The sequence below is a fragment of the Pseudomonas sp. KCJK9058 genome (assembly GCF_046230975.1).
In the GTDB taxonomy this organism is placed as follows: Bacteria; Pseudomonadota; Gammaproteobacteria; order Pseudomonadales; family Pseudomonadaceae; genus Aquipseudomonas; species Aquipseudomonas alloputida.
This window is the reverse complement of the sequence record NZ_JBJJLR010000007.1, coordinates 118,324-131,341: the sequence shown is the minus strand read 5'-3', so window position 1 is coordinate 131,341 and position 13,018 is coordinate 118,324. Positions and strand designations below refer to the sequence as shown.

13 protein-coding genes are annotated in these 13,018 nt (G+C 62.5%); 10 read left to right on the top strand and 3 right to left on the bottom strand.

What is annotated here, in order from left to right; genetic code table 11:
• The first annotated feature begins 42 nt into the window (after nt 1–42).
• Nucleotides 43–324 carry a cell division protein FtsB gene (ftsB, locus tag ACK59Z_RS07015; RefSeq protein ID WP_004576849.1) on the top strand — a complete coding sequence of 94 codons (282 nt, stop codon included), beginning with the start codon at nt 43–45 and terminating at the stop codon, nt 322–324.
• Nucleotides 321–1,028, top strand: a complete 708-nt coding sequence (ispD, locus tag ACK59Z_RS07010) for a 2-C-methyl-D-erythritol 4-phosphate cytidylyltransferase (RefSeq protein WP_108191564.1) — start codon at nt 321–323, stop codon at nt 1,026–1,028. Before ftsB ends, ispD begins: the two co-directional genes overlap by 4 nt.
• Nucleotides 1,029–1,188: 160 nt before the next feature.
• Here the strand turns inward: ispD and ACK59Z_RS07005 are convergent, their stop codons facing one another.
• Nucleotides 1,189–2,085, bottom strand: a complete 897-nt coding sequence (locus tag ACK59Z_RS07005; protein WP_003252336.1) for a LysR substrate-binding domain-containing protein — start codon at nt 2,083–2,085, stop codon at nt 1,189–1,191.
• Nucleotides 2,086–2,192: 107 nt separating this feature from the next.
• Here ACK59Z_RS07005 and ACK59Z_RS07000 point away from each other — a divergent pair, with 107 nt between their 5' ends.
• The 8 genes from ACK59Z_RS07000 (at nt 2,193) to rpoS (ending at nt 9,395) form a co-directional block, all read left to right on the top strand.
• A complete protein-coding gene (locus ACK59Z_RS07000) occupies nt 2,193–3,305 on the top strand; it encodes an S-(hydroxymethyl)glutathione dehydrogenase/class III alcohol dehydrogenase (RefSeq protein ID WP_409292681.1) in 1,113 nt (370 codons plus the stop codon).
• Between the two features lie 8 nt (nt 3,306–3,313).
• Nucleotides 3,314–4,168 (top strand): S-formylglutathione hydrolase, encoded by an 855-nt coding sequence (gene fghA / locus ACK59Z_RS06995; RefSeq protein WP_003252340.1) that lies wholly within the window; start codon nt 3,314–3,316, stop codon nt 4,166–4,168.
• A gap of 76 nt (nt 4,169–4,244) precedes the next feature.
• A complete protein-coding gene (gene ispF, locus ACK59Z_RS06990) occupies nt 4,245–4,718 on the top strand; it encodes a 2-C-methyl-D-erythritol 2,4-cyclodiphosphate synthase (RefSeq protein WP_108191563.1) in 474 nt (157 codons plus the stop codon).
• Nucleotides 4,715–5,773, top strand: coding sequence for a tRNA pseudouridine(13) synthase TruD (gene truD / locus ACK59Z_RS06985; RefSeq protein WP_108191562.1), 1,059 nt, complete (start codon nt 4,715–4,717; stop codon nt 5,771–5,773). Before ispF ends, truD begins: the two co-directional genes overlap by 4 nt.
• Complete coding sequence (surE, locus tag ACK59Z_RS06980; protein ID WP_003252346.1) at nt 5,761–6,510, top strand: 5'/3'-nucleotidase SurE; 750 nt, start codon at nt 5,761–5,763, stop codon at nt 6,508–6,510. Before truD ends, surE begins: the two co-directional genes overlap by 13 nt.
• Nucleotides 6,511–6,545: 35 nt before the next feature.
• Entirely contained in the window at nt 6,546–7,184 is a 639-nt protein-coding gene (locus ACK59Z_RS06975; protein WP_003252348.1) for a protein-L-isoaspartate(D-aspartate) O-methyltransferase, read from the top strand.
• A gap of 237 nt (nt 7,185–7,421) precedes the next feature.
• Complete coding sequence (locus ACK59Z_RS06970) at nt 7,422–8,279, top strand: peptidoglycan DD-metalloendopeptidase family protein (RefSeq protein ID WP_003252350.1); 858 nt, start codon at nt 7,422–7,424, stop codon at nt 8,277–8,279.
• A gap of 108 nt (nt 8,280–8,387) precedes the next feature.
• Nucleotides 8,388–9,395 carry an RNA polymerase sigma factor RpoS gene (gene rpoS, locus ACK59Z_RS06965; RefSeq protein ID WP_003252351.1) on the top strand — a complete coding sequence of 336 codons (1,008 nt, stop codon included), beginning with the start codon at nt 8,388–8,390 and terminating at the stop codon, nt 9,393–9,395.
• A 535-nt stretch (nt 9,396–9,930) separates the two neighbouring features.
• On the opposite strand, the gene fdxA is transcribed toward rpoS, so the two are convergent.
• On the bottom strand, nt 9,931–10,254 hold the full coding sequence (gene fdxA / locus ACK59Z_RS06960; protein ID WP_003252355.1) for a ferredoxin FdxA: 324 nt from the start codon (nt 10,252–10,254) through the stop codon (nt 9,931–9,933).
• Nucleotides 10,255–10,394: 140 nt separating this feature from the next.
• The gene (mutS, locus tag ACK59Z_RS06955; protein WP_003252357.1) at nt 10,395–12,968 is read right to left on the bottom strand and encodes a DNA mismatch repair protein MutS; all 2,574 of its coding nucleotides are present in this window, start codon (nt 12,966–12,968) and stop codon (nt 10,395–10,397) included.
• Between the last annotated feature and the right edge of the window lie 50 nt (nt 12,969–13,018).

The window sequence follows — 13,018 nt, the reverse complement described above, 5'->3', positions numbered from 1 at the left end:
CCGAAGTAAAAACGCGGCAGCCTTTTTAACCTGGATAACGTGATGCGCAGTCCCTATTGGTTGTTCCTCGTTCTGCTCTTGCTGTTGGGTGGCCTGCAGTACCGCCTGTGGGTGGGTAACGGCAGCCTGGCGCAAGTGACCGAACTGAAGCAGCAGATTGCCGATCAGCATGCCGAAAACGAGCGCTTGCTCGAGCGTAATCGTGTGCTCGATGCTGAAGTGCTAGAGCTGAAAAAAGGCATGGAGACCGTTGAAGAACGGGCCCGCCACGAATTGGGGATGGTCAAAGAGGGCGAAACCCTCTTCCAGTTGCCACAGAAATGATCGATACCTTGCCGGCCTTCTGGGCCGTGATTCCTGCGGCGGGTGTAGGCGCCCGCATGGCTGCCGACCGCCCCAAGCAATACCTGGAGCTGGCTGGGCAGACCCTTCTCGAGCACAGCCTCGACTGTTTTCTTGGCCACCCGGCACTTAAGGGCCTGGTGGTCAGCATTGCCGAAGACGACCCGTACTGGCCTGGCCTGCGCTACGCCAGCGACCCACGCATTCAGTGCGCGGCGGGCGGGCGTGAACGCGCTGACTCGGTGCTTAACGCCTTGCTGGTGCTGCATGCCCAGGGGGCGGGGGACAGCGACTGGGTGCTGGTGCACGATGCTGCGCGGCCGAACCTGGCGCGCAGTGACCTGGACAAGCTGTTGTCGGAGCTGGCGGACGACCCGGTGGGTGGCCTGCTGGCGGTGCCGGCGCGCGATACCCTCAAGCGTGCCGACAGCCATGGCCGGGTGAGTGCTACCGTGGACCGCAGCACGATATGGCAGGCGTACACACCGCAGATGTTCCGCCTTGGAGCGTTGCACCGGGCGCTGGCTGAGTGCCTGGTGTCGGATGTGGTGGTGACCGATGAAGCCTCGGCCATCGAATGGTCCGGTCAGGCGCCGCGGCTGGTGGAAGGGCGCAGTGACAACATAAAGGTAACCCGGCCCGAAGATCTCGAATGGTTGCGCCAGCGCTGGGCGGGTAAACGCTGAGCGTTCTACTGGGGCGGCCAATTTCCACCCGGCGTTCACCGTTGGCGCCGCCGCCGTATTCGCGGGTAAACCCGCTCCTACATACGCATCGGTGGTTGGGCACAGGCCGTCGTAGGCGCGGGGTTGCCCGCGAAGAGGCCAGTACATGCAGCACATCCCGTCAGCCGAAACGATACTCCGGCAACCCCGCCAACCCCTCCTTCAGGTAATCCACCAGCCGCCGTACCTTCGGCGACAGGTGCCTCTGCTGCGGATACAGCGCCCACACCGCCGTATTCGGCGGTTGGTGCGCCTCCAGCAGCGACACCAGCGCACCACTGTTCAGGTGTTCCAGCACGTAGTAATCCGGCAACTGGCACAACCCGATCCCTTGCAGCGCCGCATCCAGCACTGCCTGGCCACTGTTGCAGCGCCAGTTACCCTGTACCCGCTGGCTGATCTCACGGCCATCCTGCTGTAGCGCCCACAAGTCCGAACTCCCCACCAGGCAATTGTGCCGCGCCAGCTCCGACAGGCTGTGTGGCCGGCCATAGCGCTCAAGATAGGCCGGCGAGGCGCACAGGTACATGCGCCTTGGCGCCAGGCGGGTAGCCACCAAGCGAGAGTCGGCCAGGCGGCCCAGGCGGATCGCCAGGTCCATGCCTTCATGCAGCAGGTCGAGGGTGTGGTTGCTCAGCTCCACATCCACGCGCAGCTGCGGGTACAGCGCCATGAATCGCGTCACCAGCGGCACGATGAAGCGCTCGCCGTAGGCCACGGCGCACGTCATGCGCAACAAGCCCTTGGGTTCGCTGGCCAGGTCGCCCATGGCGCGCAACGCTTCCTCGCGGCCATCCTGCAAGCGTTGGCAATGCTGCAGGAAGGTCTGCCCGGCTTCGCTGAGGGTTACCCGGCGGGTACTGCGATACAGCAGGCGCGTTTGCAGGCGGTCCTCCAGCCGGGCGATCTGCCGGCTGATGTGCGATGAGGAAACCCCCAGGCGTTCGGCGGCGGCAGTGAACTGGCCCGATTCGGCCACGGCGACAAATTCGTCGATGCCTTCCCATCGGCTGCTCATCGATTATCCCTGTATGGCAATAATGTTTTGTCTTTGGCCTGATTATTAATCAAATGACGCTGAATTACACTGCAAGACTGAATCGATCCACTGTCTGGAGACCTTTGATGATCAAGTCCCGTGCTGCCGTTGCCTTCGAAGCCAAGAAACCCCTGGAAATCGTCGAAGTCGACGTGGCCATGCCAAAAGCCGGTGAAGTGCTGCTGCGCGTGGTCGCCAGCGGTGTCTGCCACACCGATGCCTATACCCTGTCCGGTGCTGACCCGGAAGGGATCTTCCCATCGATCCTCGGCCACGAAGGCGGTGCCATCGTCGAAGCGGTGGGCGAGGGGGTGACCTCGGTCGCCGTGGGTGACCACGTCATCCCGCTGTACACCCCAGAATGCGGCAAGTGCAAGTTCTGCCTCTCGGGCAAGACCAACCTGTGCCAGGCCATCCGCGCCACCCAGGGCAAGGGCCTGATGCCGGACGGCACCACGCGCTTCTCGCACAAGGGCCAGCAACTGTTCCACTACATGGGCACCTCGACGTTCTCCGAATACACCGTGCTGCCGGAAATTTCCGTGGCCAAGATCCAGAAAGAAGCACCACTGGAAAAGGTCTGCCTGCTGGGCTGCGGCGTCACCACCGGTATCGGCGCGGTACTCAACACTGCCAAGGTCAAGCCGGGTGATACCGTGGCCATCTTCGGCCTCGGTGGCATCGGCCTGTCGGCCGTGATCGGTGCGGTCAAGGCCAAGGCCTCGCGTATCATCGCCATCGACATCAACCCGGCCAAGTTCGAAATCGCCCGCCAACTGGGTGCCACTGATTGCATCAACCCGAAAGACTACGATCGCCCGATCCAGGAAGTGATCGTCGACCTCACCGATGGTGGCGTGGACTTCTCCTTCGAGTGCATCGGCAACGTTCAGCTGATGCGCGCCGCCCTGGAATGCTGCCACAAGGGATGGGGTGAGTCGGTGATCATCGGTGTGGCCGGTGCCGGCCAGGAAATTTCCACGCGTCCGTTCCAGCTGGTTACCGGTCGGGTCTGGCGTGGTTCGGCGTTCGGCGGGGTGCGTGGCCGCAGCGAACTGCCGAGCTACGTGGAAATGTCCGAGAAAGGCGAGATCCCGCTGGACACCTTCATCACCCACACGATGGGGCTGGAAGACATCAACAAGGCCTTCGACCTGATGCATGAAGGCAAGAGCATCCGTAGCGTGATCCACTTCTGAGGTCTGCCATGAGCCTGGATAACATCTCCTGCCAGAAGAGCTTCGGCGGCTGGCACAAGCGTTACCGGCATCATTCCAAGGTGCTGGGTTGCGATATGGTGTTCGCCGTGTACCTGCCACCGCAGGCCGAGCAGGGCGAAAAGCTGCCGGTGCTTTACTGGCTCAGCGGCCTCACCTGCACCGACGAGAACTTCATGCAGAAGGCCGGCGCCCAGCGTCTGGCCGCCGAGCTGGGGCTGATCATCGTTGCCCCCGATACCAGCCCGCGTGGCGAGCAGGTGCCGGGCGATCCGGACGGCGCCTGGGACTTCGGCCTGGGCGCTGGCTTCTACCTCAACGCCACCCAGCAACCCTGGGCCCAGCACTACCGCATGCACGACTATGTGGTGGAGGAGTTGCCAGCCCTGATCGAGGCCCACTTCCCGGCGTCGGGCGAGCGCAGCATCAGCGGCCACTCCATGGGTGGGCATGGCGCGCTGGTGTGCGCCTTGCGCAATCCGGGGCGCTACCGCTCGGTGTCGGCATTCTCGCCAATCAGCAATCCGATGGATTGTCCGTGGGGCGAGAAAGCCTTCAGCCGCTACCTGGGTGAAGACCGTGGGCGCTGGCGTGAGTGGGATGCCAGCGTGCTGCTGGCCGAAACCCCGGCAGGCCAATGCCCGCCGTTGCTGGTGGATCAGGGCGACCGTGACGACTTCCTCGAGAAGCAACTCAAGCCTGAAGCGCTGGAACAGGCTGCACGCAAAGGTGGCCATGCAATGACCCTGCGTATGCAGCCGGGTTATGACCATAGCTACTACTTCATTGCCAGCTTCATCGAGGAGCACCTGCGCCATCATGCGGTGGCACTGGGGCGGGTGTAACACCCTGGTCCAAAAGCCGCCAAACCCGCAGCAAAGCAGGTAGAATCACGCCCTGACTCATTCAGGGCGTTTTTTTATGCGTATTGGCCACGGCTACGATGTGCACCGTTTCTGCGACGGTGATTTCATTACCCTGGGCGGGGTGCGTATCCCCCACAAATGCGGCCTGTTGGCCCATTCTGACGGTGACGTGCTGTTGCACGCCCTGAGCGATGCCTTGCTTGGCGCTGCGGCGCTGGGCGACATCGGCAAGCACTTCCCTGACACTGACCCGCAGTTCAAGGGTGCTGACAGCCGCGCGCTGCTGCGTCATGTGGTCGGCATCGTCAAGGCCAAGGGCTGGAAGGTCGGCAACGTTGACGCCACCATCGTCGCCCAGGCACCGAAAATGGCCCCACACATCGAAACCATGCGCCAGCTGATCGCCGAAGACCTGCAGGTCGAGCTCGACCAGGTCAATGTCAAGGCCACCACCACAGAGAAGCTTGGCTTTACCGGCCGCGAGGAGGGCATTGCCGTGCATTCGGTCGCCCTGCTGCTGCCAGCATGACCGAACTGGAATTGCTGGGCCCGCGCGCATCGGGCGAACCCCTGGGCACCGCCGTCCTCAAAGCGGTTGCCGAAGACTTTCAGGTTGACGAAGTTCTGGATATACCGCTATCCGGCCAAGGCGAGCACCTGTGGCTGTGGGTCGAGAAGCGTGACCTGAACACTGAAGAAGCCGCCCGGCGCCTTGCCCGCGCCGCTGGCGTGCCGGTGCGCAGCATCAGCTACGCCGGCCTGAAGGACCGCCAGGCGCTGACCCGCCAGTGGTTCAGCCTGCACCTGCCGGGCAAGGCCGACCCGGATCTGTCGCGTGCCGAGGATGCCAGCCTGCGTGTGCTCAAACAGGTGCGTCACCAGCGCAAACTGCAGCGCGGCGCGCATTCGGCCAACGGGTTCACCTTGCGCCTGACCGCCCTGGCTGCCGATCACCAGGCGGTGGATGCGCGCCTGGAGCAGCTCAGGCAGCAAGGTGTGCCCAACTATTTCGGCACCCAGCGCTTCGGGCACGGGGGTGGCAACGTCCATGACGCCCTCGATTGGGCCGCACGCAAGGCTTTGCCTGAACAGCGCAACGTGCGTTCGCGGCTGCTTTCGGCCGGGCGCAGCTACCTGTTCAATCAGTTGCTGGCTGCGCGTGTCGCTGACGGTAGCTGGGCCCGAGCCCAGGTCGGGGACCTGCTGGCGTTCACCGACAGCCGCAGTTTCTTCCCGGCGGGTGAGGCGGAATGTGCCGACCCGCGCCTGGCGATTCTCGACCTGCATCCAACCGGCCCGATGTGGGGGGAGGGCGCTTCACCTGCTGGCGCTACGCCTGCCCAGCTGGAAAACGCTATCGGCGCACGTCAGCCGGCACTTTGCCAGTGGCTGGCCCAGGCGGGCATGGATCACGAACGGCGAATTCTGCGGCTCCCTATTGGCGGCCTGACGTGGCATTATCCCGAGCCTGATATCCTGCAACTGGAATTCGTCCTGCCGGCCGGATGCTTCGCCACCGTGGTGGTGCGTGAAGTCGTGGATCTGGTGTCGGCAGGGCAGACGGACAGCCCATGCGTATTCTGATTTCGAATGACGACGGTGTTACCGCACCTGGCATCGCCGCGCTGCACGCTGCGCTGGTGGATTATGCCGAGTGCGCGGTGATCGCCCCGGATCAAGACAAGAGCGGCGCCAGCAGTTCGCTGACGCTGGACCGGCCACTGCATCCGCAGACCCTGGCCAATGGCTTCATCAGCCTCAACGGCACGCCGACCGACTGCGTGCACCTGGGGCTCAATGGGCTGTTGCCACAGACGCCGGACATGGTCGTGTCGGGGATCAACCTCGGTGCCAACCTGGGCGATGACGTGCTGTATTCGGGAACGGTCGCTGCGGCGCTGGAAGGCCGCTTCCTCGGCGGTACCTCGCTGGCGTTCTCGCTGTTGTCGCGCCAGCCGGACAACCTGCCGACTGCGGCCTATATCGCCCGTCGTCTGGTCGAGGCACAGTCGCGCCTGGTGTTGCCGCCACGCACTGTACTCAACGTCAATATTCCCAACTTGCCACTGGAGCACATCCGTGGCATCCAGCTCACCCGTCTCGGTCACCGCGCGCGGGCGGCGGCGCCCACCAAGGTGGTCAACCCGCGTGGCAAGGAAGGCTACTGGATTGCCGTGGCCGGTGATGCCGAGGACGGCGGCCCGGGCACCGACTTCCACGCGGTGATGCAAGGCTACGTATCAATTACCCCATTACAGCTCGACCGCACCTTCAATGATGCCTTCGAGCAGCTCGATGGATGGCTGGAGGGCCTGCTCTGATGCGCGAGGACGATATGCTGCGGCGTGGCATCGGCATGACCTCTCAGCGTACCCGGGAGCGGCTGATACAGCGCTTGTGCGAAGAGGGGGTTTCGAACACCAAGGTGCTCGACGTGATCCGGCGTACGCCGCGCCACCTGTTCGTCGACGAGGCGCTGGCGCATCGAGCATACGAAGACACCGCGCTGCCGATCGGCCACAACCAGACCATCTCCCAGCCGTTCATGGTTGCTCACATGAGTGAGCTGTTGCTCGAGGCCGGGCCGCTGGACAAGGTGCTGGAGATTGGCACCGGTTCGGGCTACCAGACGGCGATCCTGGCTCAGCTGGTCGAGCGGGTGTTTTCGGTAGAGCGCATCAAGGTGCTGCAGGACCGGGCCAAAGAGCGTTTGGTGGAGCTTAACCTGCGCAACGTGGTATTCCGCTGGGGTGACGGTTGTGAGGGGTGGCCGGCGCTTGCGCCGTACAACGGCATCATCGTCACCGCCGTGGCGCCGGAAGTACCACAGGCACTACTCGACCAACTGGCACCCGGGGGACGTATGGTCATCCCGGTAGGGCCGGCCGGCGAAGCGCAGCAACTGATGCTGATCGTGCGCGAGGAGCATGGATTCTCCCGTCGCGTACTGGGGGCTGTGCGCTTCGTGCCGCTGCTCAATGGGCCTCTGGCCTGAGGCCTGTTGATCTGAGCTGTGCAGGCATGAGGCGCGGTGTATTTTTGTGCCGGTGGCGAATTCTTGTCGCTTCGCCCTGTCTATCAGGCGGTGCGAAGCGCTAACGCACAGCGTGCACCGGGGTTTTATGCCCGTCTTTTGAACCCGTCTGCCATTACCGGCTGGCTTGGTTATAATTGCAACAATATTGCATTTCTTGTCTTCATATCGATTTTCGGCACCATGAGGGGAGCGCGGGTGGGTCACACAGTCATTCGGCAGCGCAAGGACGGGTCGGGTTTCAAGCTTCTGGTGATTGCATTGGCCATGGGCACGCTTCTGGTGGGTTGCTCAAGCACCAGCAGCAACAGCGCGCGGGTGGTCGACCGCAACAACACCGTGCCCAAGCGCCCGGCGGTGACTTCTGGGCAATACATCGTCAAGCCAGGCGACACCCTGTTCTCCATTGCCTTCCGTTATGGCTGGGACTACAAGGAGCTGGCTGCACGCAACGGCATTCAGGCGCCTTATACCATCCGCCCGGGCCAAGCGATTCGTTTCAGCAGCGGTTCCAGCAGCCGCACCACGGTGGTGTCCAGCCCGTCCTCGTCAAGCCGCACCACGGTCACGCGGCGGCCTGTGGGCAGCACTGCCACGGCGCCTGCCAGCACCAGCAAACCGGCCACGTCGGCGCCTTCCGCCCCTGCCCCTGTGGTCGCTACCGTACCAGCCGCAGAGCGCGCGGTAGGTGGTTGGACCTGGCCTGCCAATGGCGTGCTGATTGGAAAATTTGCTTCAAACGGTAGTTTGAATAAAGGCATTGATATCGCCGGTGATTTGGGACAGCCTGTTTTTGCTGCGTCTGATGGTGCGGTGGTTTATGCCGGGAGTGGTTTGAGGGGCTACGGCGAGCTGATCATCATCAAGCACAGCGACACCTACGTCAGTGCCTACGGTCATAACCGCAGGCTGTTGGTTCGGGAGGGGCAGCAGGTCAAGGCAGGGCAGTCGATTGCTGAAATGGGGTCTACGGGCACAGATCGGGTGAAGCTGCATTTCGAGATTCGCCGCCAGGGCAAACCCGTCGATCCACTCCAGTTCCTGCCACGTCGTTGACCGTTGTACCCGGCCTGTTCCTGTGATGTAGAGGGGACAGGCTCAAGCGCTGCCAGGGAGAAAGGTGCCGCTCGAGTCTGAGTTCGAACTCAGCAAAGGATTATAACAATGGCTCTCAGTAAAGAAGTGCCGGAGTTTGACATCGACGATGACGTCCTCCTGATGGAGACGGGTATCGTTTTGGAAACGGATGTGGTGTCAGACGAACCTGCTGTATCTTCGGTTCGGACGAGGGCCAAATCGGGCTCTTCGCTCAAGCAACACAAGTACATCGATTACAGCAGGGCGCTCGATGCCACCCAGCTGTATCTCAACGAGATTGGTTTCTCGCCGCTGCTTTCGCCGGAAGAAGAAGTGCATTTTGCGCGCTTGTCGCAAAAGGGTGACCCTGCCGGCCGCAAGCGCATGATCGAAAGCAACCTGCGCCTGGTTGTCAAAATTGCCCGTCGTTACGTGAACCGTGGCCTGTCGCTGCTCGACCTGATCGAAGAGGGCAACCTGGGGCTGATCCGTGCGGTCGAAAAGTTCGACCCGGAGCGTGGTTTCCGTTTTTCGACCTACGCGACCTGGTGGATTCGCCAGACCATCGAACGGGCGATCATGAACCAGACTCGCACCATTCGCCTGCCGATCCACGTGGTCAAGGAACTGAACGTCTACCTGCGCGCCGCGCGCGAGCTGACGCAGAAACTCGACCACGAGCCCTCGCCGGAAGAAATCGCCACCTTGCTGGAAAAGCCGGTCGCCGAGGTCAAGCGTATGCTCGGCCTGAACGAACGGGTGTCTTCGGTAGACGTGTCGCTTGGCCCGGATTCGGACAAGACGCTGCTCGATACCCTGACCGACGACCGCCCGACGGACCCGTGCGAACTGCTGCAGGATGACGACCTGTCGCAGAGCATAGACCAGTGGCTGGGTGAGTTGACCGACAAGCAGCGCGAGGTGGTGGTGCGTCGCTTCGGCCTGCGAGGGCATGAAAGCAGTACCCTCGAAGATGTTGGCCTGGAGATTGGCCTGACCCGGGAACGGGTGCGGCAGATTCAGGTAGAAGGGCTGAAGCGTTTGCGTGAGATCCTTGAAAAGAATGGTCTGTCCAGCGAGTCATTGTTCCAGTAGCTAGCGCTGTAACAAAAACGCCCCGATGATCTCGGGGCGTTTTTGTTTGTGGCGAAAAGCGAGGTTCCCTTTCAGATTGCCGGGGCGCATGGCGCCCAGACGCTACCTGGCAAGACACCTATCAAATGTGTACCGCGCTACCCCAGTAACATCGCGTGTAAGCCTTTACTTACTCGTTGTGTAAGCTTTCCATGCAACCTTCAGTAAATCAAAGTCGTTTCCAAAGGCTGAATTTTTACAACCCATTGAAAAGCATGGTTTATTCACCGGTGAGTAAATGTGTCCGCGGAAATACCTTGCAAGCTCCATCGCTTGCTCGCCTGGCTGAACCCGCTAGTATTCGAACTGTGCACAGGGACATGCACAGGCTTTCAGGATGAAGGCCAGGGACATCGCAAGAAGCGATTTCATCAGGATGATGTTTGGGACAAGCAGGGACTACGGAAAAAAATGTGGGCGGGTCAAACCGCCCCTTTTTTTTGCCCGTAGGAAAACAAAAAAGGCCCCGAAGGGCCTTTTTCGCGTCTGGGCGCTATCAGCGCTCCAGGTCGGCAATCTTGCCAGGCTTGCCATCCCATTCTTCAGCGTCCGGCAGGGCGTCCTTACGCTCGGTGATATTCGGCCAGATTTCCGCCAGCTCGGCGTTCAGCTCGATGAAGTTTTCCATGCCAGAAGGCACTTCGTCTTCCGAGAAGATGGCTTGCGCTGGGCACTCCGGCTCGCACAAGGCGCAGTCGATGCACTCGTCCGGGTGGATGACCAGGAAGTTCGGGCCTTCGTAGAAGCAGTCCACCGGACAGACTTCCACGCAGTCGGTGTATTTGCATTTGATGCAGTTGTCGGTGACGACGAAGGTCATTTCTAATTCTCTCCTCAGGCGACGGCGGCGGCCCTTCCTCTCAGGGCCGCGCGGTTTACGGGTATGTGGCTGCAGGCCAGGCTAATAACCTGCAGCACCAGCAAACCGCGGCGGATTCTACCAGCTTGTAATGGGCGCCGTTATAACAGGTTCTTTAGTTGATATAGCATTTCGATAGCTTGACGCGGGGTCATGTCGTCCAGCTGCAGCTTGCCCAGCTTCTCGATGGCTGGATGAGGGAGGCTGGCAAACAAGTCGCTCTGGTGTGGCACTTGTGGCGCGTCCTTGGCCTTGTGGGCCGCAGGCTGCTCATGGGGCAGGCTGGTGGTTTCCAGCCGGCCAAGGTGTTCGCGAGCACGCTGGATCACTGCCGTCGGTACGCCGGCCAGCTGTGCAACGGCCAGGCCGTAGCTTTGGCTGGCAGGGCCGGGTAGCACGTGGTGCAGGAACACGATGCGTTCATTGTGCTCGGTGGCGTTCAGGTGCACGTTGGCCACCAGCGGCTCGCTCTCCGGCAGCACGGTCAGTTCGAAGTAGTGGGTGGCGAACAGTGTGTAGGCACGCAGCTGGGCCAGGCGCTCGGCGGCGGCCCAGGCCAGCGACAGGCCATCGAAGGTGCTGGTACCGCGGCCCACTTCGTCCATCAGCACCAGGCTGCGGTCGGTGGCGTTGTGCAGGATGTTGGCGGTCTCGCTCATCTCCACCATGAAGGTCGAGCGCCCGCCGGCCAGGTCGTCACTGGAGCCGATGCGGGTGAAGATGCGGTCGACCAGCGACAGCTCGCAGCTGGCTGCCGGCACGAAGCTACCGATGTGGGCCAGGAGCACGATAAGCGCAGTCTGGCGCATGTAGGTCGATTTACCGCCCATGTTAGGGCCGGTGATGATCAGCATGCGCGTACTGTTGTCCAGGCCCAGGTCGTTGGCCACGAACGGCGTGGTCAGTACCTGTTCCACCACCGGGTGGCGGCCCTGCTCGATGCGCAGGCAAGGCTCGTCGACAAAGCGTGGGCAGCTCAGGTCGAGGTTCAGTGCGCGCTCGGCCAAGTTGCTGAGCACATCCAGCTCGGCCAGGGCGGCGGCGCTGTCCTGCAGCGGTGCCAGGTGGCTGATCAGGGTTTCCAGCAGCGCGTCGTAGAGCATCTTCTCGCGGGCCAGGGCGCGGCTCTTGGCCGACAATGCCTTGTCCTCGAACGCCTTGAGCTCCGGGGTGATGAAGCGCTCGGCGCCTTTGAGGGTCTGGCGGCGGATGTAGTCGCCCGGGGCCTGCTCGGCCTGCTTGGTCGGCAGTTCGATGAAGTAGCCGTGCACGCGGTTGTAGCCGACCTTGAGGTTGGCAAGGCCGGTGCGGGCCTTTTCCCGGGTTTCCAGGTCGATCAGGAACTGACCGGCGTTCTCGCTGATTGCCAGCAGCTCGTCCAGTTCGTTGTCATAGCCGGCTTTCAGTACACCGCCGTCGCGGATCACCGCCGGCGGGTTATCGATGATCGCCCGCTCCAACAGGCTGGCCAGTTCCGGATAGGTACCGGTAATGGCCGCCAGACGCGCCAGGTGCGGCGCTTCGAGTTCGGTCATGGCGTTCTGCAGCTCTGGCAACGCGCCCAGCGCATCGCGCAGGCGTGCCAGGTCGCGCGGGCGGGCATTGCGCAGGCCAATACGGGCGAGGATCCGCTCGATATCGCCAATCTCCTTCAGCTGCGGCTGCAGCTTCTCGAAGCGGTAGCTGTCGAGCAGGCAGCGGATCGAGTCCTGGCGTGCTTGCAGCACCTTGAGGTCGCGCAGTGGGCGGTTCAGCCAGCGGCTCAGCAGGCGGCTGGCCATGGCGGTCTGGCAGCGGTCGATCACCGATTGCAGGGTGTTGTCGCGCCCGCCGGCCAGGTTGATGTCCAGCTCCAGGTTGCGGCGGCTGGCCCCATCGAGGATGACCGTATCGTCCAGGCGCTCGTGGCGCAGGCTGCGCAGGTGCGGCAGCGCGGTGCGCTGGGTTTCCTTGGCGTAGGTCAGCAGGCAGCCGGCGGCACCGATGGCCAGGGTCAGCTTGTCACAGCCGAAGCCCTTGAGGTCCTTGGTCGCGAACTGTTGGCACAGGGCCTTGCGTGCCGAGTCGCGGTCGAAGTCCCAGGGGGCGCGGCGGCGGGCGCCTGGGCGTTTTTCCGCAGGCAGGTCCCGTGGCCAGTCGTCGGGGATCAACAGCTCGACCGGGTTCAGGCGCTCGAGTTCGGCCAGCAGGTTTTCCCAGCCCTTGATTTCTTGCACGCTGAAATTGCCGCTGGTGATGTCCAGTACCGCCAGGCCGAACAGGCGCTCGTCACCGAGCAGTGCGGCAATCAGGTTGTCGCGGCGCTCGTCGAGCAGTGCCTCGTCGCTGACCGTGCCGGGGGTGATGATGCGCACCACCTGGCGCTCCACCGGGCCCTTGCTGGTGGCGGGGTCGCCGATCTGCTCACAGATCACCACCGACTCGCCGAGCTTGACCAGCTTGGCCAGGTAGCCCTCCAGCGAATGGAACGGAATCCCGCACATGGGGATGGACTGGCCGGCCGACTGACCGCGGGCGGTCAGGGTGATATCCAGCAGTTTCGCGGCCTTTTTCGCATCTTCGTAGAAGATCTCGTAGAAGTCGCCCATGCGGTAGAACATCAGCTGGTCCGGGTGCTGGTTTTTCAGCTTCCAGTACTGCTGCATCATCGGTGTGTGTGCGGAAAGATCTGACATTCAGGGCCTTACAGGGGGGATCTGGTTGGCGATGGTAAACCCGTAATGGT

Coding starts and splice junctions, on each gene's coding strand:
- ftsB (WP_004576849.1), top strand. CDS start 43: ATGCGCAGTCCCTATTGGTTGTTCCTCGTTCTGCTCTTGCTGTTGGGT.
- ispD (WP_108191564.1), top strand. CDS start 321: ATGATCGATACCTTGCCGGCCTTCTGGGCCGTGATTCCTGCGGCGGGT.
- ACK59Z_RS07005 (WP_003252336.1), bottom strand. CDS start 2,085: ATGAGCAGCCGATGGGAAGGCATCGACGAATTTGTCGCCGTGGCCGAA.
- ACK59Z_RS07000 (WP_409292681.1), top strand. CDS start 2,193: ATGATCAAGTCCCGTGCTGCCGTTGCCTTCGAAGCCAAGAAACCCCTG.
- fghA (WP_003252340.1), top strand. CDS start 3,314: ATGAGCCTGGATAACATCTCCTGCCAGAAGAGCTTCGGCGGCTGGCAC.
- ispF (WP_108191563.1), top strand. CDS start 4,245: ATGCGTATTGGCCACGGCTACGATGTGCACCGTTTCTGCGACGGTGAT.
- truD (WP_108191562.1), top strand. CDS start 4,715: ATGACCGAACTGGAATTGCTGGGCCCGCGCGCATCGGGCGAACCCCTG.
- surE (WP_003252346.1), top strand. CDS start 5,761: ATGCGTATTCTGATTTCGAATGACGACGGTGTTACCGCACCTGGCATC.
- ACK59Z_RS06975 (WP_003252348.1), top strand. CDS start 6,546: ATGACCTCTCAGCGTACCCGGGAGCGGCTGATACAGCGCTTGTGCGAA.
- rpoS (WP_003252351.1), top strand. CDS start 8,388: ATGGCTCTCAGTAAAGAAGTGCCGGAGTTTGACATCGACGATGACGTC.
- fdxA (WP_003252355.1), bottom strand. CDS start 10,254: ATGACCTTCGTCGTCACCGACAACTGCATCAAATGCAAATACACCGAC.
- mutS (WP_003252357.1), bottom strand. CDS start 12,968: ATGTCAGATCTTTCCGCACACACACCGATGATGCAGCAGTACTGGAAG.